The sequence below is a fragment of the Clostridium sp. JN-1 genome (assembly GCF_003718715.1).
Taxonomy (GTDB): Bacteria; Bacillota; Clostridia; order Clostridiales; family Clostridiaceae; genus Clostridium_AV.
Genome location: NZ_CP033465.1, coordinates 1884971 through 1905579, shown reverse-complemented (window position 1 = coordinate 1905579; position 20609 = coordinate 1884971). Strand labels below are relative to the sequence as shown.

Here is a 20609-nt window from a genome sequence, read left to right as displayed (position 1 = left end):
TTGTTATTGAAATTTATTAATAATTTGTTAATAAATTTGCCATCTAATTGTCAAGTAAGATGATTAAAATATAAATATACCATGTTCCATAATATAAAACTGCTAGTAGCATTTTGCTGCTAGTAGCATTTTGCTGCTAGTAGTTTTTTTATGTTTTTGAATAAATGTAATTGTAAATACACAAACTTTATTAAGATTAGGTTATCTAAGGCTAATATCAAAAATAAGGGTGATGAATAGTATGAAAAAACTTAAATATAATTTATTTGATTTAAGTTTCATGCTCTTGATTCCAATTGTAAATGTATTCTATATTTGTTTGGGCAATTCATCAAGGGGCGTGCATTATATGATTACAGATATGGATATGAAAATACCATTTATAAAATTATTTGCAGTTCCGTATTTAATGTGGTACCCATTTATGTTTTTGTCTCTTGTATATTTTTGTTTTTACTATAAAAGGACTTATTATAAAGTACTTTTCAGTATTATATTTGGACTTATAACGAGTTACATTATATACTATTTTTTTCAAACAACTGTTCCGAGACCTGAGTTATATGGAAATGATATTTTAACTAATTTAGTAAGACTTATATATAAGACAGATAAACCTTATAATTGTTTTCCAAGTATACATGTACTTACATGTTATCTAGTTGTAAAAGGGACAAAAGACATTGATAATAAATTTTTATTAAATAAAATACTATTGATATTTATGGCTTTTATAATTATAATATCTACCCAATTTACAAAACAGCATGTAATTTTTGATTTGATTTTTGCTATTGTACAGGGTGAAATAATTTATAGAATAGTCAGCTTAAATTTGGAAAAAAGTTTAGCAGTTATAAAAAATCAACCCTGGATCGCAGCTTTAAGGAGAAAATTAGAAATATAAGTTATAATTTATTTTTTTGTATCTAGTATAATGGGAATTACATGAGGCTTACCATTTACAGGATTTTTTATCATACATATATTTATTTTATATACATCTTTAATAGTTTCTTCTGTCATAACTTCTTCGGGAGTTCCTTGCTTTACAATTGAACCATTATCCATAAGTATTAAGTAATCGCTGTATTGAGAAGCTAAATTTAAATCATGCAGTACAGTGATTACAGTTACTTTGTCGTTTAATGATTTAATAGTATCTAAAATTTCAATTTGATGATGTAAGTCAAGATGTGATATTGGCTCATCTAGTAATATGATATCCGTATCTTGAGCAAGTGCCCTTGCTATAAGTACTCTCTGCTTTTCTCCACCACTTAATTGGTTAATGAGTTTATTGCGGAGATGCCATGTATTAGTCATATTCATTGCACTTTTTACAATATCGCAGTCTTCTTTCGATTCATTTTCAAATTTTGATAAATAAGGAGTCCTTCCCATTAAAACTATATCCCAAGCTGAAAAGTCAAAGTCTATAGTTGAGTCTTGGGGAACTACAGCAAGTCTCTTTGCTAAAAATTTATTCTTTAAATTAAGGATATCCATATTTTCTATAAAAACGGTCTTCTTTTTTGGCTTTAAAATTTTTGCAATGTTTTTTAGAAAAGTAGTTTTACCAGAACCATTTGGTCCTATGATTGAATAAAATTTATTTTCTAAAAAATTTATATTTATTTTATGTAATATTTCGTTTGTATTAAAGCTGTAAGACAAGTTTTGAACATTGATTGCAGATGAATTTAAGGAAGTCAACTACATCACCTTCTTCTTAGTTTTGATTAATAGATAAATAAAATATGGAGAACCAAATAGAGCTGTTATGGCACCAACTGGTATTTCAGAAGGAGCTGCTATTGTCCTTGCAATAGTATCTGAAATAATCATAAATATAGCACCAACTATCATGGAAAAAGGCAGTAATACCTTATGGTCTGGACCTAATACCATGCGTACAGCATGGGGAATTATTAACCCGACAAAACCAATTACGCCGCTTATTGATACACAAGCAGCAACAATTATAGAAGAAACTCCAAGTATTATCTTTTTAACAGTATCAACTTCTATTCCTAAACTTCTAGCGGTATCATCGCCAGTTAACATTATATTTAAATCTTTTGAAAAAGATAATATTATAATTATACCAACAATTAAAAATGGTAAGAGAGTTAGTATTTGTTTATAACTTGCAGCTGAAACACTGCCCATTGTCCAAAATAGGATTTTTTCAATTTGCTGTCTATTAAATACCATAATTATTGAAATCAGTGAAGATAAAAGAAAACCCATAGATACACCTGCTAATAATAATGTTGTAGTTGGTATTTTATTTTTTACCTTTGCAATATTATAAACTATGATTGTAGTTAAAATTGAACCAATAAAAGCTATTATGGTAATTGCAGCAGTTCCAAACTTTAATTGATCGAGTCCAAGTACGATACCAATGGCAGCACCCAAGGCAGAGCCAGAGGATACTCCAAGTACATATGGATCTGCCATTGGATTTTTAAATACTGCCTGGAAAGAAGCACCTACTACAGATAATCCCATTCCAACTAATGCAGATGTTATTATTCTGGGAAGTCTTATTTGCAGTATTATAAGCATATGATCTTGTGATATATTTTTAGATCCAATAAGATTGTTTAAAAAAGGTATCTTACTTAACATTATACAAAATGTTTCCTTAAAAGATATATTTGCAGAGCCTAAGGTAGTTGATATTATTACAGCTAAGAAAAGTAATATTACACAAATACAAAAGTTTAACTTAAAGTGCTTTTTACTTAAAAAAAGGTTCATAGTAAAATCCTCTTTCATAGAAATTATTTAAATGCTTCAGGATGTATTATCTTAGCTAGAGCTTCAAGTCCATCTGCTAATCTTGGACCCTGCCTGCTAATTATATCTTCGTCCATTTCAAAAAGTTTATTCGTTTTTACGGCATTTAAGTCTTTGTAACCTGCAGCTGATTTTATTCCATCTTTTGAATTAAATTTATTAGAGCATATTAGTATGTCAGGATTTTTTTCAACAAGTTTTTCTAAACTATAATTCCAGCCGTTTACGTCATCTGCAGCATTTTTCCCTCCTGCCATTTCCAGCATTTTACCTATGAAAGTATCTTTGCCTGCAGTAAAGTCACCGCTTTTTCCATAACTTACAACATAATATACTGTAGGTGAAGATTTGCCTTTAACTTTTGCCTCAACATCTTTAACTTTCTTTTGCATATTAGAAACAATAGTATATGCTTCTTGGTTGGCATTTAAAACTGTTCCAATGGTTTTTATAGTGTTATAAGTGTTTTCAAAACTTTCAACATTAGATAGAACTAAAACATTTAAGTTAACTTGTTCTAACTTTTTCAAACTAGCTGGTTCTGTAAGGCTGGAAGCTATAACGAGATCAGGTTTTAGTTGAATGATCTTTTCAACATCTGGATCAGTTAAATTCCCCACAGATGGAACCTTAAGGGCTTCCTTAGGATATGTACAATAGTCAGTTCTACCTATTAATGTACTTTGTTTATTCAATGCATAGATAGTTTCTGTAACATTTGGTGCTAGAGATACAACTTTTTTAGGTTCGTCTTTAATTGTGATTTGCCTGTTTGTGGAATCTTTTATCTTAAGTGGATAAGTTGTATTTTTAGTTGATTCCATTTTTTGATCACTGCTTTTATTGGAATCAGCGGAATTTGATGTACTGCATCCGCCAAGTAGTAGTGAAATTGCGATTAAAAATATTAAAATAAAATTTTTTTTGACTTTAAACATCGATTAATACCTCCAAAATAATATCAATGTAACAACTTCAAGAATAAAGTAAAAATATATAATATCAAATTTAATGTAAGTATAACATTTTTTCATATTTTGCGGCAAATAATATGATTGAAATAATTGTTTTAAAATTAATGATAGTCATTAAAATGTAATAATCGTTATTAAAGTATAATAACCTTTATTAAAGTATAATAATCGCTATTAAGGTATAATAATCGCTGTTTGAATAGTGCTGATAAATTTAATATAATTGGTTAGGAACATAATTCTAATGAATAATTTTATATGCTAATTTAAATTAAACAGCACTTAGTTAATAATCAAAATTGAAATATAGAAAGGTAGATATTATGAATTTCAAAAAATTAGAACTGCAGGATAAGGTACTATTTGATAAATACATTTATCCATACAAATTTTTGAGCTGCGAATACTCATTTACAACTTTATATATTTGGAGAGATGCTTGTGATATAAGATATACTATATATAAGAATGCACTTATAATAAAGAAAAAAGATTTTGATGGAGACTACTATTTTATGCAGCCTCTAGGATATGAAAAGGAGGATTTAAAAGATATAGTTGAAAAGTTAATACAGTATAAAGCAGAACATCATATTAAATATTTATTTAAGGATTTGGAAGAAAACTTTATACTTGAAATGAAAGCTTTGTTTGGAGATGTCAATGAATGTATAAAAGAAGATAGGGATAATTTTGATTATTTGTATGAAGCTCAAAAGCTCATAATGTTATCTGGTAAAAAACTTCATAAGAAAAAAAATCACTATAATTCATTTGTGAAAAACTATAATTATGAAGTAGCAAAGATAAGTAATGGGAAGGCAGCAGCTGATGTAATAGAAGCAGCATATACATGGTATGAAGAAAATAAAGCAGGGCAGGAAGATATGCTATATTATGAATTACAGGGCATAGAAGATATAATAAATAACATTGATGAGCTGTCATTGGAAGGCATAGTTGTATATGTAGATGATAAAATTGCAGCATTTAGTATAGGAGAGAGATTAAATGATAAATTAGCTGTAATTCATATTGAAAAGGCAGACAGGAACATAAATGGAGCATATAGTTTTATAAATAAGGAATTTATAGATAGGTGCTTTAATGATGTTAAAATAATAAATAGAGAGCAGGATTTAGGAATTGTAGGGCTTAGAAAATCCAAAATGTCATATTATCCAATTAAATTAGAAAAAAAGTTTATTTTAAACTGCTAGTACAGCATAGAAAGAAGATGTGTGTATGTCAATAAAAAGTTTGCTAAAGGGAACAAAAGTTAAGCTTACAGCTTTTATGGATGAAGATATTCAACAATTTAAAGAATGGTATAATGATGCTTATTTTTTACGATTTTATGATATGGTGGCAGCGTATCCACAAGAAGAAAATGAAATAAAGTCAATGATAGATTCTATAAGAAAGACAGATAAGGAATATATATTTGCAATAAGAACTGTAAAAGATAATAAATTTATAGGAGTTACAGGATTTGAAAACATACTTTGGAATAATGGTACAAGTGTAATATATATAGGAATTGGAAGACAAGAATATAGGGGAATGGGATATGCAAAAGAGGCTCTATATCTTACTATGGAATTTGGATTTGAAGAACTCAACTTAAATAGAATACAATTAAATGTTATAGAATATAATCAAAGTGCAATAGCATTATATGAAAAGTTGGGCTTTAAAAGAGAAGGTACTTATAGAGAATTCATTCACAGGGATGGAGTAAGATATGACATGTATTTGTATGGGATACTTAGAAGTGAGTGGGATTCCATACACAAGATATATCAATTATAAAAGCATAAATTGCCTATTGAATTTTGCATTAAAAATGATACAATTAAATCGTCGGTATTCTTATGAAACTGAACGAATTTATAAGGATGTGTCCGAATTATATCCTAAAAGGAATAAGAACGGAGGAGTATTATGGAAAGAAATTTAAACTCGCTTGTGAAATTTAAAACAAGGCAGCTTGCTGTAATAGGTATGTTGTCGGCAATTTCAATTATTTTAGGTGTTACAGGGTTAGGGTTTATACCTATACCGCCTGTAAAAGCTACTATAATGCATGTACCAGTAATAATAGGAGCGGTACTTGAAGGCCCTGTAGTTGGAAGTATGGTTGGATTGATATTTGGAGTCTTTAGTATTATACAAGCTGTAACTTCACCAACGCCGGTATCGTTTGCATTTATAAATCCATTGGTATCAGTTTTACCAAGGGTGCTTATAGGAATAACTGCGTATTATTCTTATAAAGTATGTGCAAACAGATTTAAACACTTAAGTACAATGTTAGCTGGATTAGTTGGATCACTTACAAATACTATAGGGGTTATGGGTATGATTTATATTATATACTTAAAACCATATGCAAAAGCTCTAAATGTAAGTGTAAATGCTGCTAAGGATGGAATACTAACAGTGTGTGTGTTAAATGGAATACCAGAGGCTATTTTATCAATTTTAATTACTACCGCAGTTGTAACTGCAGTAAATAAAATAAGACATAAATAATAAGGAAAATATCTCAAGTTCTTGCATTAGAGCTTGAGTTTTTTTATTATGAATAATTATGGTATAATGGAAAGAAAATGTTACTTTATTAGGAGGTAAAACTTTATGCTAAGGAGAAAACTTTTCTTGAATGCACTTATAAGTACTGCAGTAGGAAGTATGCTTATAATGGGTTCTTATAAAGTTAGTGCAGCTTATGCTGTTAACAGCACGAGGATTTGGGGAAACGATAGATATGAAACTTGTGCAAAAGTTGTACAAGAAGGCTGGAAAACAGCATCTAATTATGCAGTAATAGTAAATGGAGAAAACTTTCCAGATGCCTTGAGTGCATCTGTACTTGCTAAGAAATATAATGCACCTATTCTACTGACAGAAAAAGGTAAACTAAATGATAATGCTTATAATGAATTAAAAAGATTAAATGTAAAACAAATAATTATTGTAGGTGGAAACTTCGTGGTTGACCCTTCGATAGAAAAATCAGTGCAAAGTATGGGGATAGCTACTCAAAGATTTTACGGAGCTGATAGAAATGAAACTTCAACTGCAGTAGCGCAGCAAATAGGTACTCAAAACGGTATAATACTTGCGACGGATTCAGATTTTTCTGATGCCCTTTCAATTGCTCCAATAGCTGCAAAGCTTCAAATACCTATAATACTTATACCTAAAGATACTGTACCTGATTGTATAAGAAATTTTATAAGCGGAAGAGATATACCTAAAACTTATGTATTAGGAAATAGTGATGTTATATCAGATAATATTGCATATCAATTTCCAAATGTTCAAAGAATAACAGGTAAAGATAAGTATGAGATGAATATGAACATAATAAAAACATTTGAAGACAAATTTGACTTTCAAAATATAGATCTTGCATATTCAGAACAATTTCCAGATGCTTTAAGTGCATCTGCATTTGCAGCTATAGATGGAAATCCTATTGTATTCGTAGGGGATAAAAATGATTTAAATGCAAAATATCTTATTGCAGATAAAAAAGCTAGTGTCAAGAATGTGTATGCTATAGGTGGAAGTGCTGGAATAAAAGATTCAGAATTAGATGATATTAAACAGTCAGTTGGATATGAAGTAGACGATACCCAAAATTATACAAAGACTCCAGTATACTATTATAATGTTGAAAACAACGGATCCAATCTTGTGAATGATGGAGGATGGATATATTTTAGCTTAAATAGTCAAAATTCAACATCTGGTGCTGAAACCGGATTATATAAGATAAAGTCGGATAATACAGATTTGACTAAAGCACAAAAGTTATCTGATGATTTTACAAATAAAATATGGTCCAATAATGATTGGATATACTATGTAAATTATAGTGATAATAATAAAAATAGTGCATTTTACAGAGTTAGAAAAACAGGAACTGATAAGCAAAAGATTAGCGATGATATACCAAGATACTTGAATTTTGATGGGGACTATATATACTATGCTAAGTACACAAACAGCGATAATCCACAAAACTTTTCAATTTATAAGATGAAAAATGATGGTACAGACAAGCAAATAGTAGGTTCAAAACGCGGTATATATCTTCAAAATGTAGATAATAAGATATACTACTTAAATGTAGATGATAATTATAAAATATACAGGATTGATGAAGATGGATCCAATAATCAATTGATTTCAAATGATTCAGCAGTTGATTACATGAAAGTACAAGGTGATTGGATATACTATTGTAATGTTGATGATAATGACAGTTTATATAGGGTTAGAAAAGATGGTACTCAAAGACAAAAATTGAACTTTGACAATAGTAAGAATGTAAATATAGTTGATAATTATATTTACTATAGTTCTATAGACGGAAATAACTCAGGCAGTTTGTATAGTATGGAGGTTGATGGATCAAACAAAAAACTTTTGAGTTCAACTGATTGTTCTACAGCAGTAAAGGTAAAAGATGGTTATATATACTGTTCTGGATATAACTCTAATGGAATATATAGTATAAAGACTGATGGAAGTGGTTATAGGCTCATAAATAACAGTAAAAATATAATTTCTTTAAATACAGCAGGAAATTGGATATATTATACTACGATTGATACTACTAATATGACAACTAATGTCTATAGAATGAAATTAGATGGATTATCAAATCAAAAAGTTCAATAATTTTATAGATGTGGGGAGAAAATATATGAAGGAGATATCATTTAGTGAAATTGACGGCATAAGAATAGGAAATGCCCAAAATTTAGAGGGACCAACAGGTTGTACTGTAGTTATTTGTGATGAGGGAGCTCCAGCAGGAGTTGATGTAAGGGGAGGGTCTCCAGGGACAAGGGAAACTGACTTACTTGACCCTGTAAATCTCGTAGATAGAATTCATGCTGTAGTACTAGCTGGAGGAAGTGCTTTTGGTCTTGATGCAGCTGGGGGAGTCATGCAGTATTTAGAAGAAAAAAATATTGGATTTGATGTAAAAGTTACTAAGGTACCAATTGTTTGTTCAGCAGTTTTATTTGACCTTAATATTGGAAACTATAAAATAAGACCAGATAAAACTATGGGATACGAAGCATGTAAGAATTCAGAAATAAATAAATGTGAAGAAGGTAATGTAGGCGCAGGCAGCGGCGCTGCCGTTGGAAAAATATTTGGAGAAGCGGAATATTCAATGAAAGGAGGACTTGGGTGTTATGCACTTCAAGTTGGTGAACTTAAAGTTGGTGCATGCGCCGCAGTAAATTGTCTTGGAGATGTAATAGATCCACATACGGGAAAAATAATAGCAGGTGCTTTAAATAAAGACAAGAGGACTTTTGCTTGTACAGAAGATATAATGATACAAAATTACTCTGAAAAGAAAAACTTGTTTAGTGGAAATACTACAATTGGAGTAGTAGTGACAAATGGAAAGTTCAATAAGAGTGAAATGAACAAGATTGCTTCTATGGCTCACGATGGTTATGCAAGAACTATGAGACCTGCACATTCCATGTTTGATGGTGATACCATATTTACCATGGCAACTGGAAAGGTTGATGCAGATATGTCTGTTGTTGGTTTCTTATCTGCTAAGGTAGTTGAAGAGGCAGTACTTAGAGCAGTAAGAAATGCACAAACGATATTTGGATATAAATCATTAAATGATTTATAAATTTAAAGTAAAGTTATATAGTTAGGAGAGATAAGTATGGCAGAAGAAAATAATAAAGCTTCAATGAATGAATTTATGGATGAAATTGAAACTTCAATGAAAACTATAAGAGCAGGAGAGGTTGTAAAAGGAAAGATTATATCCGTATCAGAAGATGGTGCTGCAGTAAACATAGGGTACATGTCGGATGCATTATTACCTAAAAGCGAAATGAGCAGCAATCAAGACGTAAATCCTGATGAAATCTTAAAAGAAAATGATGAAGTATATGTATATGTAATGAAAATGAATAATGGAGAAGGAAATGTACTTGTATCTAAGAAAATTGCAGACAGGATAAAAGTTTTAGATAAACTTGAAAGTGTATTTAAAAAGGGAGATATTTTGGAGGTAACTATATCTAAGACTGTAAAAGGTGGAGTTGTAGGTTTCATAGAAGGCATTAGAGTATTTATGCCAGCTTCTCAAATTTCATTAGCTTATGTAAAAGATTTAAATTCAGTTGTTGGAAAGACAATTAAAGTAAAAATTATTGAATTTGAAAAGGAAAAAGAAGAAGTAGTAGTATCTGGTAAAAAGGTTGAAGAGGAGCATCTTAAAGTTAAAAAAGATGAGCTTTGGAACACTATAAAAGCTGGAGAAAAGAGAGAAGGAGTTGTAGTTAGACTCACTAACTTTGGTGCTTTTGTTGATTTAGGAGGAGTAGATGGACTTGTACATCTCTCAGAATTATCATGGAAGAGAGTAAAAAAAGCTTCAGACGTAGTGAGTGTTGGAGATAAAGTTGAAGTTTATGTATTAGATGTTGATAGGGAAAAGAACAGAATATCGCTTTCATTAAAGGATGTAAGTGAAGACCCATGGAACAATGTAAGCAGCAAATTTAAGGCAGGAGATATAGTAGAAGGAACAGTATCCAAGGTTGTAGATTTTGGAGCTTTTGTTGAGATAATGGATGGTGTTGAAGGACTTGTTCACTTATCTCAAATATCAGAAGATAGAATTTTAAAAGCTTCTGATGCATTAAAAGCAGGAGATAAAGTTAAGGTAAAAATTTTAGATATAGATAGTGAAAAAGATAGAATAAGCTTAAGCATAAAAGAAGCAGCAGGAAAACCTCAAGGTGATTTTAAAAAGTATGTAGATCGAGGCCAGGCAAATACAAGTTTGGCAGATTTGCTAAAAGATTTTAAATTCGAAAAATAGTTATAGATTGTACATAAAAAACATTAGCAATAACTTTAATTATTGCTAATGTTTTTTATTTTAATAATTCAACAAGTTATGTTAAATTACTGGTATTTCAAAACTTTTAAGATATTTTCTTTTCTCATAAGTAACTTGAAAAGTGGACATCCTATGCAAGTTACAACTACAAATTCTCCAATAGCTACGTATGCTGCAGATATCCAAAATGGTTGATGGAGTACAAAAAATAATTCCGCACCAACAATAATTGAGTTCATGATAGTAGGCCATAAGGATGCTATAAACAAATGTTTAGTTTTGCTTATCATGTATACACTCAAAAAAGTAGCAGTAGTACCAACTACCACATCTACTATACCGAGTGGGCTATATAAATTGGAAAGTGCACATCCAAGTACAAGTCCGGGTATATATACGGGATCTACAAAAGCAAGAAGAGTCATAACTTCTGAAAATCTGAATTGAACAGCACCATAACTTAAAGGTGCTATAGCAGTAGTAGCAACTGCATATAATGCAGCTGTTATGGCAATTTTGACTAGTGACTTAACGGAAATTTTGTTATCTTTACTAATAAAATTCATTTTTGATTACCTCCTTGTTTTTTTATTAATAAGTGGTTAGGCAAGGAACACTCATTATATAATTTTAAAATCATTATATATATTACTACAGTATTTATTTTTTGTACAGTATTTACCCATTTTTGCGTATAACAATTTATATCACATATGTTTTAATATAAGCAATCTATATTTTATTAACTATATAAGAATTTAAAGCTCCCCTCCGGTGCACTTAAACCCTTTTCAAACAGATAAGCCAGGGCTTTAGCCTTTTTCTCTATTTGCTCTGCCGTCCACTCAAAAATACCATGGTCAAATAAAAAGCAAAATGTGGATATAAATATTTCTGCAGTTTCCCCTGGCTTTTCACAAATAAACAGTTTTTCATTAATACCTTGATTAAAGATATCTGCTATTATCGGAGAAAGTAAATTTAGTATTTTAGCAAGCGATTTTTGATGTATAGCTGCGTTTTGCTGTTGATGAAGGTATAAATCTATAGAAGAATCAACAGCTGAATTACGATAACTTTTAAATATGAACTCTAATTTTTCTAGAGCGTTCAGTTTGTCCTTTGTAATTACTTCTTTGTACTGGTTAATCTTTCGGGAATATATATAATCAACAACCGCATCAAAAAGCTCCTCCTTTGATTTATAGTAGTAATATATACTTCCTTTTCCAATACCTGCCTTTTGTGCAATATCACTTACAGAACAAGATGCTCCCTTGTCTTCCATTAATAATTGTTCCATTGCTTTAATTATTAGTTCTCTCTTACCCATTTTTAACACCTACCTCTGATATTATAACATATAAATTAGCACTTGACCATCGGTCGAAAAATATGATAAGCTGTAAATATATTCGACCAATAGTCGAAAAGGGAGATGGGATAATTGATACAAATCACTATTTTTACTGTGCTATTTCTAATCAGTGCTTTAGGTCTACTGACAACTTTATTCTACTGCATACAATTTATATTAAATAAAATAAAAAAAATCAAACAAATAAAGTAATTTTACGCCTTAAAAGAACTATAACAATTATAGGAGGATTTATTGTACTCATGTTTGGATTTACAGCATTCAGCCATTTTTCAACTAAAACACCTCCAATATTGGATTCACATGGAAAGGCATTGCAAGGCAGTATCGCAGAACTAAAGGAGGTAAAATTAAATGGTCGTAATGAATGGATCAGCATACGAGGCAAAGATAAAAATAAACCTGTTCTGCTTTTCTTGGCAGGAGGACCTGGAGGTTCCGAAATGGCAGCTGTGCGTTATAACCTTGCAGTTCTCGGAGATAATTTTGTTGTAGTAAATTGGGATCAACCGGGTTCATGCAAGTCATTTGGCGCTATTAATACAAAAAATATAACGCTGAATACATATATTCAAGATGGATATGCATTGACAGATTATTTATGTAAAACATTCAATAAGGATAAAATTTATCTGGTGGGTGAATCATGGGGCAGTGCTCTCGGTATCTTCTTAGTAAAAGAGCATCCTGAAAAATATTATTCCTTAATGGATGGTACTTTTAGCAATTTTACATTTGCCAGAAAATGAAGCTTCTTATAGTGGAATATCAGACAAGATGGGATGTTCCAAGCAAAATGTAAAGCATATTGTTATAAATTTGGAAAAAAAATATGTGATTTTAGAAAAAAATATGAAAGATAAACGTGCAATCAATATTAAGATAACTGAAGATTGCATAGAAATTATGAAACAGTATTATGATAAAGGAAATGCATTCAGAAACAGCGTGTAAATTATTTAAAAGTTTACATTTTAAACATGAATATAAACACATTACCTATGAAAAGGCAAGACATATGTTAACAGTACCATTTCAATCAATATATCCATCAAAAAAATATCCATGCGATCTAGAAAGCTTTGCAAAAGCAAATGTTGATTCATGGAATGAGACAGTTAAATTTTTAGAAAAATGGTTACATAAATAAATGTACATTAATTAAGAAGTTAAGAGTTGATTAATTTAGAAATAGTTATTGCAGGAGATATGTTTGAGTAGAATAAAGATGAAACAAATAATGCAGTAGGTTTTAATTTTTTCCCTATATAATATATAATACTAAGGTAATATATTGTAGGGAGGGTTATCATTATATGAAGAACATATTAACACAAGAAAATGTGGATAAATTAAAAGAGGAATTAGATTATAGAATGACTGTAAAAAGAGCTGAAATAGCAAAGGAAAAGCTAATAGCTGCTGCACATGGTGATAGATCGGAAAATGCAGAATATAAAGAAGCTTGTGCAAACTATAGAGAAAATGATAATAGAATTCAGTACTTATTAAATATGATTTCAACTGCAACTGTAATAGATACTAAAAATACAGATAAATCAGTAATAGGAGTTAATAGTAAATTTAAAGTTAAATTCATAGAGGATGAAGATGAAGAAACTGTATCATTGGTAACTACTATGGATGCAGATCCAGAAGATATGCTTATAAGTATAGAATCAGATTTAGGAAAAGCGTTAGTGGGTAAAAAGGCTGGAGATATAGTTGAAGTTGATGCCCCAGGTGAAAAATATACAATAGAAATATTAGAAATGTTATAATAGATTAAAAGGTTTCTAGTTTGCAACTAGAAACCTTTTATGTTAATTATCAAATTTCTTGAAACATAAAGTTGCATTGTGTCCGCCGAATCCCATAGAATTAGAAAGGGCATACTTAATGTCTTTTTGAATTCCTGATTTTGTTACATAGTTTAAATCACACTCTGGGTCGAAGTTTTTATATCCAACGGTCATTGGAATAAATTTGTCATATAAAGCCATCGAACATATAATTGATTCAACTGCTCCAGATGCTCCCAGCAAGTGACCTGTCATAGATTTGGTTGAACTTATAAAAACATCTTTTGCATGTTCCTTAAAGGCAAGTTTAATGGCATTCGTTTCATATTTATCATTGATTGGAGTTGCTGTTCCGTGTGCATTTATATAATCAATTTCATTTGGGTTTATATTTGCTTCTGTACATGCAGATAAAATAGCTTGACATGAAGCTTGTCCCGATGGATCAGGACAAGTAATATGGTACGCATCTTCAGTAGCACCGTATCCAACTAATTCTGCATATATTTTAGCATTCCTTTTTAGTGCACTATCTAAACTTTCCAGTATAACAATACCTGAACCTTCACCCATTACAAAACCATCTCTATCTTTATCAAATGGAATAGAAGCTCTATCAGGATTATTGCTGTTTGTTAAAGTTTTCATGTTATTAAATCCACTTAAAGTGAATGGAGTAATGGATGATTCAGCTCCACCTGCTATACAAACATCTAATTTACCATATTTAATAGATGTAAATGCTTCTCCGATTGTATGAGCAGAAGTACTGCATGCGGATACCATACCATAGTTATTCCCTTTAAAACCATACTTCATTGCAACAACTCCTGATGCCATATTTGGAATTAACATAGGAATAGTAAATGGAGAAATATGACGGTTTCCTTCCCTTAAAAATTTTTTATATTCAGTTTCTAATGTATGTATTCCCCCAATACCGCTTCCAATAATGACTCCTAAACGGTAAGGGTTATATTCTTTAAAATCGGTACCACAATCTATAATGGCTTGACGTGCAGCTTCAAGTGCATATTGACAATATGAGTCAGTTCTTCGTATACCCTTTTTATCTAAAACTAATGAAGGATCGAAATTTTTAACTTGTGCTGCTACCTTAACAGGAAAATTGCTTATATCAAAACTATTGATAAAGTCAATACCGTGATTTCCTTCTTTAATATTCTTCCAAAATTCTTCTAAATTATTTCCAATAGGTGAAACAACCCCCATACCTGTAATTACAACTCTATTCATTTTCATTCTCCTTTTCCACCTTGATAAACTGTTTATACATTAGTCCCCATTCGAAAAGTGAGCGCAAAACAGGATGAAGTTTCATTCCTAACTCTGTTAGTGAGTATTCTACTCTTGGTGGCACTTGTGCAAAAACTTTCCTTGATATAATGCCCTCGTTCTCCATAATCTTTAAATTTTTTGACAACATTTTGTCGCTAATATTGTTTATGCCATTTTTTATTTCTGAAAATCTAAGTGCTCTCCCATGAGAGCGCATAAGTTCTCTCAAAATAAGAAATTTCCATTTTTGCCCTAATGCTAGTAGCGCAATTTCTACTGGACATTCTGGTAATTTATCTACCATGATGGTTCCTCCTATATACCTATAAGTTATTAACTAACCAAAGTATAGTTTTATAATAGTATAAGGGTATAACTAAGTCAAGGTAAACAAAATAAAAACAAAGATGTATAATTACGTTAGTAGATTTGAAAGGGAATGTTTATATAGTAAAATTTAAATACTAAAAATAGCAGTTAAATCCGTTATTGATAAAAATATTTTGGTAATCTAATAAATCTTCTTCATACAGAGGTTTTACACCTTTAAAGGCATAGTATTTATTTTCCATGTCATATTAGTTCCAGGTAAATGGGGTTATCGATGTACTGATATGAGTTTCTTAAACTTCCCTAAATCTTTACTAATAGCACTAAATGATGGTGTAGATATTGAATCTGGCATTAAAGTTTGTGAAGGAGTAGAACACTTTAAAAATATGACATCCTTTGAACAAGTAAAAAATGCATAGAAGAAGATTATCAGTGAGTTTACACGACATTGCGTTATTATTGATAGCTGTGCAGATATTATGGTATTAGAACAAGAAGCAGCAGATATTTTATGCTAGGCTTTGACAGATGATTGTATAGAAAGAGGTTTGACAATTAAAGAAGGTGGAGCAATATATGATTTTATTAGTGACCTTCAAGTTGGTATTGCGAACTTAGGAGATTCTCTTGCAGCTATTAAAAATGTGTGTTTGGGGACAAATTAATGACTCCAGAAGAGTTATGGAATGCATTAATTAATAATTTCCAGGGAGAAGAAGGCAAGAAGGTTCAGAATATTTTATTAAGTAAAGCTCCTAAATATGGAAATGATGATGATTATGTAGATATGATGCTTAGGGACGCTTACGATGTATATATAAATGAAATAATAAAATACAAAAATACTAGGTATGGTCGTGGACCAATAGGTGGTGTATACTATGCTGGAACTTCTTCAATTTCAGCAAATGTACCACAAACAAGGTGCAGGTACTATTGCAACTCCAGATGTAATTGAGGGATTAGTTAATCTAGCAGTAGTCACTTCTGCAGTAGATGCATTTACGAAAGATTTTGAAAAATTATGTGGTGAAGGAAAAACCATGTTAAATTGCTAGTTTAATAAAAACAAGCCTGCTTTAAAATTATTTTAAGGCAGGCTCATTTTATGTATGAATTCCAATCACTCAAAACATATTTGTAGTTTTTAAAGTGTTAATTACATAGTATGTAGCGAAAGATGCGGATAAAGGAAGATTAGAAAAACATTATTTTTCCCATTAACACTACCCATAAGTGGAACTGTGTGGGAGGGAGGTCTATATAGACTATATCAGAAAATCATATATTGATGGTGTAGTATAAAATTAATATATAATGGACTATTTCGTTTCTTGATAATCTTTCCAGCACCTATCGCAAGTTAAACAACAGCGAGTGGCAAAGTTAGGACAATGACCAATATATTCATTATCAACTAAATTTTGATTATATGCAATTTTCTTCAGCCAATTAATCATATCCTCTTTAATTGTTTTAAGTCCCAAGATATCACCTTCTTTAAATGCTTTAATAAGATTTTATTACATAATATTATAGCATTTAAAGTTGTTAAATTCAGTAACGTATGGTACCTATGAATATAATATTTTCAATTGATCTTTTTATAATATTAAATAAAAAGTTATTAAGCTTTCAACATAAGTTTCTAAATCTTGTGCCGCTGTTTTAACAATCCCATGCTGAAATATAAATACATATTAAGATTGATTTTTTAATGAATTATTTCTGAAAAATCAATAGTTGTTATTAAAAAAGAGATGATAATTTGAAAATGCATATTATTAGTATGAAAATGATTTTGTTAGTCTATACTAATCTTGTAAAACTTAATGCATACTTTATATGAAAGAAGTGAATATAATTGCACAAAAAATTGAAATCATTGATATATACTGTAGTGACATTTATATTAATTATTATATTATCTGTATCATTAGTAAATAAAACTACTTCTTTAGAATCTTTTGGGAAAAGTAATGTAAAGCTTGTTTTGGACTCATTTAGGAATAAAGATACTTTGCCTAAGAACTTTCGTAAGACTTCAAATTTAACTGCCATAAATGATAAAAATTTAAATATCAAAGGCTTGGATAAACTAAATATTTCAGGAAGTCAACAGTTTTCCGTAAATAATCTTCCTATTTTGATAAAGGCTATAGGAACATCTTTGCCCATAACGATTGTAGATTTGAGACAGGAGTCTCATGGTTTTATCAATGAATTTGCGGTCAGTTGGGTTGATGAAAAAAACAATGCTAATGCAGGTTTAACAAGAAAACAGGTTTTACTTGATGAAGCTAATAAATTAAAAAGCATAAAATTAAACGTCCCAATTACTTTTTATAATCATCCTAAAGAAACTATAGTTCCAACTAAAGTGCAAGACGAAAATGAACTTGTTAAATCCAGAGCTTTATCTTATACTAGAATACCAGTTAGAGATGGCGGAATACCTACAGATGATATGGTTGATTACTTTATAAAGTTTGCAAAAACTCAGCCTCAAAATTCATGGGTTCATTTTCACTGTAAACATGGTATAGGAAGGACTGCTACTTTTATGATCATGTATGATATGGTTAAAAATTATAAGGAAGTTAGTGCAGATGATATTATAAAAAGACAATTAGCACTCGGAAATTATGATGAAGACCAAGTTAAATCTTTTAACAATAATGAAAGAATGAATTTCTTACAAAAATTTTATACGTATTGTAAAGAAAATGGTGATTCCTTCAGTGTAAAGTGGAGCGATTGGAAAAATGCAGCTGGTACTAAGGAAACATCAGCTTCTCCCATTAATTTTATGATGCAAAATACTTCAAGGTATATAAAAAATCCAGTATTCCCCAAAAAAATATTTGCAATTTCTCAAGATTCAATGACGCCTGCTGAAAGAACAATGGTAGCTAGTCTTCAGGGACTAGTTAATGGCCATTGTTCTTTTCAAATATATACACTTGATTCTACCCAACCAGATTATAAAGTATGGTTAGAGGATTTAAACACTAACTATAAAATTCCTTATAAAATCATTTCAGATCCATGGCAATTACTAAGTTTATATAAGAAATACATAGATGGATACATACTTTATAGTAATAAGTCGCCGAAAGATCCTTCAATAAATAATGCCTGTTCTCTTGCAGCTTTAAATAAGTCTATAGTTGTTGATGAGTCCATAGAATTTAAGGTGAGAAGTAATGGTATTACAGAAATTAGAGGGGATTGTAGAAATACAGATGAAAACTGGGCTTACAATAATTTATGGAATAATGGGTTAAATCATTCTATTGTAATTCAACTTTCTCCTGATAAAGCAGCTTCATTAAGGGATTATGCCATAATGAGCAAGTCATTAGTGTTTTATGAAGACAGCATAGATAAGACAAGTTTAAGGGATAAGATATTTTCGTCTATGACGAGTAATGCCATTTGTTTAGGGTGGGGACCTGATGAGTTTATAAATGTAAGTACAGCATCAAAGTATGGTACAAGTCTGGTTGCTGCAGATTGGTCATATAATTTAACTACTTTAAGTGCTTTTCCATCACAATGTATTTTTAGAAAGCCTCATTTGACGATTCCTCAAAGCGGAAAATTTCATTATGTTACATTTATAATGTCTGATGGTGATAACCAGCAGTGGAATCTTGGGACTAACTATAGTTCTACTAATTGGTTTGGGTATCCAAATAGAGATAGACTTAGTTTGGGGTGGTCTATGAGTCCATCTGTATACTATTTAGCACCTACTGTTTTTAATTTATATTATGAGAGCATAAGTAATGAAAATACATATAATAATTTTATTGTAGCACCTTCTGGAAATGGGTATGTGTATCCAAGTAAATTTAATAAAAGTGAGTTAAACACATATATCAACACATTAAATGATTATATGAAAAGGGTAGCCGAAAAGTATGTTGCAATTATAGATGATTCAGCTTTTAATAATATTGATCTTTGGGATAAGTTCACTAAAAAGGACAATATTCAAGGAATATTTTATCTTGATTACAGTAGGCATGACAACTTTCAAGGACAAATTTTATGGTCCAACAATAAACCAATAGTATCCTGTAGAGATTTGCTTTGGAATAGCATTGAAGAGGAAGATGAATTAGTAAGTAAAATTAACAGCAGGGTCAATTCAGGTGAAGTAAATGCATGTAATCCTAAAGCATTCACATTTGTTTATGTTCATGTTTGGAGTAAAAATGCTCGCAATGTCGAAGAAGTTATAAATAAACTAAAGCAAAATTCTCATGTGAAAGTAGTTACTCCTGAAATATTTATGCAATTGATAAGAAACAATGTCAAACATTAGAGTCGATTATTGTTCCTCATATGCTTTTGTATAATGGTAAGTTAACAAGAAGAAGATTCAATTTGAATTATTGATTTTATTTGTACTTATTCTAGTTTTTTTCTATTTTTTAAATAACCAAAAACTCCGCCGCAAAGTCCACCTATTATGTGCGCAGAATGAGCAATGTTATCCTGTATAAATAAACCACTAAAAATTTCTTTACCCATAAATACTATGACAACTAATATTAAAGTAAGAGGTATTTCACCATGCTTCACATTGGCAAATGAACTTAAAAGTATTAACATGAACACAATACCACTTGCACCTAGCAAAGCGTTATTTGAAAATGTTATATTTATAAATCCAGTTAAGAAAGCTGTGAAAATTATCATTTTAAAAAGTTCTTTAGAGCCATACTTTTCTTCAACCATAGGACCTACTAATAGTATTATAATAAAATTGCTTGAAAAATGTGCCCAGTTTGCATGACCCAAAATATATGTAAATAATCTTAAGTATTGTAATGGATCATAAAATGATGTTCTAAAACTGGTGAAAAAAAGTTTTGTAGAGATACCTTGTGTAAGCATTCCAAGAAGTAGTACTCCAAAAGCCAAAAAGCTAAAAGTTAATATAACAGGAGAATTGTAGTGAATTCTATTTTTCATAATATCGCCTACCTAAAAATTTAGTTTATTATGTTTATTATAACCATTTTTCAAATCATAATATAGAAAAATGCAAAGCATTTTTTAAAGTTACGAATTGTAGATAATAAGCTAATAAT

Annotated in this window: 20 protein-coding genes and 1 pseudogene; 13 read left to right on the top strand and 8 right to left on the bottom strand. The window is 30.3% G+C overall.

Annotated elements, in window-relative coordinates:
* Positions 1-241: 241 nt before the first annotated feature.
* Complete coding sequence (locus EBB51_RS09050) at positions 242-907, top strand: phosphatase PAP2 family protein (protein WP_123054171.1); 666 nt, start codon at positions 242-244, stop codon at positions 905-907.
* 8 nt (positions 908-915) lie between these two features.
* Here the strand turns inward: EBB51_RS09050 and EBB51_RS09045 are convergent, their stop codons facing one another.
* The 3 genes from EBB51_RS09045 to EBB51_RS09035 are packed head-to-tail and all read right to left on the bottom strand — an operon-like array spanning position 916 to position 3746.
* On the bottom strand, positions 916-1716 hold the full coding sequence (locus tag EBB51_RS09045) for an ABC transporter ATP-binding protein (RefSeq protein ID WP_123054170.1): 801 nt from the start codon (positions 1714-1716) through the stop codon (positions 916-918).
* Positions 1717-2769 carry an iron ABC transporter permease gene (locus tag EBB51_RS09040; protein WP_123054169.1) on the bottom strand — a complete coding sequence of 351 codons (1053 nt, stop codon included), beginning with the start codon at positions 2767-2769 and terminating at the stop codon, positions 1717-1719.
* A 23-nt stretch (positions 2770-2792) separates the two neighbouring features.
* On the bottom strand, positions 2793-3746 hold the full coding sequence (locus EBB51_RS09035; RefSeq protein WP_123054168.1) for an ABC transporter substrate-binding protein: 954 nt from the start codon (positions 3744-3746) through the stop codon (positions 2793-2795).
* 356 nt (positions 3747-4102) lie between these two features.
* Here EBB51_RS09035 and EBB51_RS09030 point away from each other — a divergent pair, with 356 nt between their 5' ends.
* The 6 genes from EBB51_RS09030 (at position 4103) to rpsA (ending at position 10671) form a co-directional block, all read left to right on the top strand.
* Entirely contained in the window at positions 4103-5002 is a 900-nt protein-coding gene (locus EBB51_RS09030) for a phosphatidylglycerol lysyltransferase domain-containing protein (RefSeq protein WP_123055029.1), read from the top strand.
* Positions 5003-5027: 25 nt separating this feature from the next.
* On the top strand, positions 5028-5594 hold the full coding sequence (locus tag EBB51_RS09025; RefSeq protein ID WP_123054167.1) for a GNAT family protein: 567 nt from the start codon (positions 5028-5030) through the stop codon (positions 5592-5594).
* Between the two features lie 132 nt (positions 5595-5726).
* On the top strand, positions 5727-6317 hold the full coding sequence (locus tag EBB51_RS09020) for an ECF transporter S component (protein ID WP_123054166.1): 591 nt from the start codon (positions 5727-5729) through the stop codon (positions 6315-6317).
* Positions 6318-6422: 105 nt separating this feature from the next.
* Positions 6423-8477: a cell wall-binding repeat-containing protein gene (locus tag EBB51_RS09015; protein ID WP_123054165.1), complete on the top strand. Its 2055-nt coding sequence runs from the start codon at positions 6423-6425 to the stop codon at positions 8475-8477.
* Positions 8478-8502: 25 nt separating this feature from the next.
* Positions 8503-9465, top strand: coding sequence for a P1 family peptidase (locus EBB51_RS09010; protein ID WP_123055028.1), 963 nt, complete (start codon positions 8503-8505; stop codon positions 9463-9465).
* A 36-nt stretch (positions 9466-9501) separates the two neighbouring features.
* Complete coding sequence (gene rpsA / locus EBB51_RS09005) at positions 9502-10671, top strand: 30S ribosomal protein S1 (protein WP_123054164.1); 1170 nt, start codon at positions 9502-9504, stop codon at positions 10669-10671.
* 86 nt (positions 10672-10757) lie between these two features.
* Here the strand turns inward: rpsA and EBB51_RS09000 are convergent, their stop codons facing one another.
* Both EBB51_RS09000 and EBB51_RS08995 read right to left on the bottom strand, forming a co-directional pair.
* Positions 10758-11258 (bottom strand): QueT transporter family protein, encoded by a 501-nt coding sequence (locus EBB51_RS09000; RefSeq protein WP_190285253.1) that lies wholly within the window; start codon positions 11256-11258, stop codon positions 10758-10760.
* Between the two features lie 176 nt (positions 11259-11434).
* Positions 11435-12025 carry a TetR/AcrR family transcriptional regulator gene (locus EBB51_RS08995; protein WP_123054163.1) on the bottom strand — a complete coding sequence of 197 codons (591 nt, stop codon included), beginning with the start codon at positions 12023-12025 and terminating at the stop codon, positions 11435-11437.
* 287 nt (positions 12026-12312) lie between these two features.
* Between EBB51_RS08995 and EBB51_RS08990 the strand changes: the two genes are divergently transcribed.
* The 4 genes from EBB51_RS08990 (at position 12313) to greA (ending at position 13851) form a co-directional block, all read left to right on the top strand.
* Complete coding sequence (locus tag EBB51_RS08990) at positions 12313-12819, top strand: alpha/beta fold hydrolase (RefSeq protein ID WP_123054162.1); 507 nt, start codon at positions 12313-12315, stop codon at positions 12817-12819.
* Positions 12806-13024: a hypothetical protein gene (locus EBB51_RS08985; RefSeq protein WP_243103816.1), complete on the top strand. Its 219-nt coding sequence runs from the start codon at positions 12806-12808 to the stop codon at positions 13022-13024. Before EBB51_RS08990 ends, EBB51_RS08985 begins: the two co-directional genes overlap by 14 nt.
* Positions 12990-13220 (top strand): acyl-CoA thioester hydrolase/BAAT C-terminal domain-containing protein, encoded by a 231-nt coding sequence (locus EBB51_RS08980; protein WP_123054161.1) that lies wholly within the window; start codon positions 12990-12992, stop codon positions 13218-13220. Before EBB51_RS08985 ends, EBB51_RS08980 begins: the two co-directional genes overlap by 35 nt.
* Before the next feature lie 166 nt (positions 13221-13386).
* Positions 13387-13851 (top strand): transcription elongation factor GreA, encoded by a 465-nt coding sequence (gene greA / locus EBB51_RS08975; protein WP_123054160.1) that lies wholly within the window; start codon positions 13387-13389, stop codon positions 13849-13851.
* A 42-nt stretch (positions 13852-13893) separates the two neighbouring features.
* Here greA and fabF read toward each other — a convergent pair whose 3' ends face one another.
* Both fabF and EBB51_RS08965 read right to left on the bottom strand, forming a co-directional pair.
* Positions 13894-15135, bottom strand: coding sequence for a beta-ketoacyl-ACP synthase II (fabF, locus tag EBB51_RS08970; RefSeq protein ID WP_190285252.1), 1242 nt, complete (start codon positions 15133-15135; stop codon positions 13894-13896).
* Positions 15122-15475 (bottom strand): helix-turn-helix domain-containing protein, encoded by a 354-nt coding sequence (locus EBB51_RS08965; protein WP_123054159.1) that lies wholly within the window; start codon positions 15473-15475, stop codon positions 15122-15124. Before EBB51_RS08965 ends, fabF begins: the two co-directional genes overlap by 14 nt.
* Before the next feature lie 277 nt (positions 15476-15752).
* Here EBB51_RS08965 and EBB51_RS08960 point away from each other — a divergent pair.
* Positions 15753-16454: pseudogene (locus tag EBB51_RS08960) on the top strand (pyruvate formate lyase family protein); the annotation flags it as partial.
* Positions 16455-17368: 914 nt separating this feature from the next.
* Positions 17369-19837, top strand: coding sequence for a GxGYxYP domain-containing protein (locus EBB51_RS08955; protein WP_123054158.1), 2469 nt, complete (start codon positions 17369-17371; stop codon positions 19835-19837).
* 86 nt (positions 19838-19923) lie between these two features.
* On the opposite strand, the gene EBB51_RS08950 is transcribed toward EBB51_RS08955, so the two are convergent.
* Positions 19924-20490: a rhomboid family intramembrane serine protease gene (locus EBB51_RS08950; RefSeq protein WP_123054157.1), complete on the bottom strand. Its 567-nt coding sequence runs from the start codon at positions 20488-20490 to the stop codon at positions 19924-19926.
* Positions 20491-20609: the final 119 nt, after the last annotated feature.

Bases quoted from the DNA above. Each gene is read 5' to 3' on its own strand.
- EBB51_RS09050 (WP_123054171.1), top strand. From the start codon at position 242: ATGAAAAAACTTAAATATAATTTATTTGATTTAAGTTTCATGCTCTTG.
- EBB51_RS09040 (WP_123054169.1), bottom strand. From the start codon at position 2,769: ATGAACCTTTTTTTAAGTAAAAAGCACTTTAAGTTAAACTTTTGTATT.
- EBB51_RS09035 (WP_123054168.1), bottom strand. From the start codon at position 3,746: ATGTTTAAAGTCAAAAAAAATTTTATTTTAATATTTTTAATCGCAATT.
- EBB51_RS09025 (WP_123054167.1), top strand. From the start codon at position 5,028: ATGTCAATAAAAAGTTTGCTAAAGGGAACAAAAGTTAAGCTTACAGCT.
- EBB51_RS09020 (WP_123054166.1), top strand. From the start codon at position 5,727: ATGGAAAGAAATTTAAACTCGCTTGTGAAATTTAAAACAAGGCAGCTT.
- EBB51_RS09015 (WP_123054165.1), top strand. From the start codon at position 6,423: ATGCTAAGGAGAAAACTTTTCTTGAATGCACTTATAAGTACTGCAGTA.
- EBB51_RS09010 (WP_123055028.1), top strand. From the start codon at position 8,503: ATGAAGGAGATATCATTTAGTGAAATTGACGGCATAAGAATAGGAAAT.
- rpsA (WP_123054164.1), top strand. From the start codon at position 9,502: ATGGCAGAAGAAAATAATAAAGCTTCAATGAATGAATTTATGGATGAA.
- EBB51_RS09000 (WP_190285253.1), bottom strand. From the start codon at position 11,258: ATGAATTTTATTAGTAAAGATAACAAAATTTCCGTTAAGTCACTAGTC.
- EBB51_RS08995 (WP_123054163.1), bottom strand. From the start codon at position 12,025: ATGGGTAAGAGAGAACTAATAATTAAAGCAATGGAACAATTATTAATG.
- EBB51_RS08990 (WP_123054162.1), top strand. From the start codon at position 12,313: ATGTTTGGATTTACAGCATTCAGCCATTTTTCAACTAAAACACCTCCA.
- EBB51_RS08980 (WP_123054161.1), top strand. From the start codon at position 12,990: ATGATAAAGGAAATGCATTCAGAAACAGCGTGTAAATTATTTAAAAGT.
- greA (WP_123054160.1), top strand. From the start codon at position 13,387: ATGAAGAACATATTAACACAAGAAAATGTGGATAAATTAAAAGAGGAA.
- fabF (WP_190285252.1), bottom strand. From the start codon at position 15,135: ATGAAAATGAATAGAGTTGTAATTACAGGTATGGGGGTTGTTTCACCT.
- EBB51_RS08965 (WP_123054159.1), bottom strand. From the start codon at position 15,475: ATGGTAGATAAATTACCAGAATGTCCAGTAGAAATTGCGCTACTAGCA.
- EBB51_RS08950 (WP_123054157.1), bottom strand. From the start codon at position 20,490: ATGAAAAATAGAATTCACTACAATTCTCCTGTTATATTAACTTTTAGC.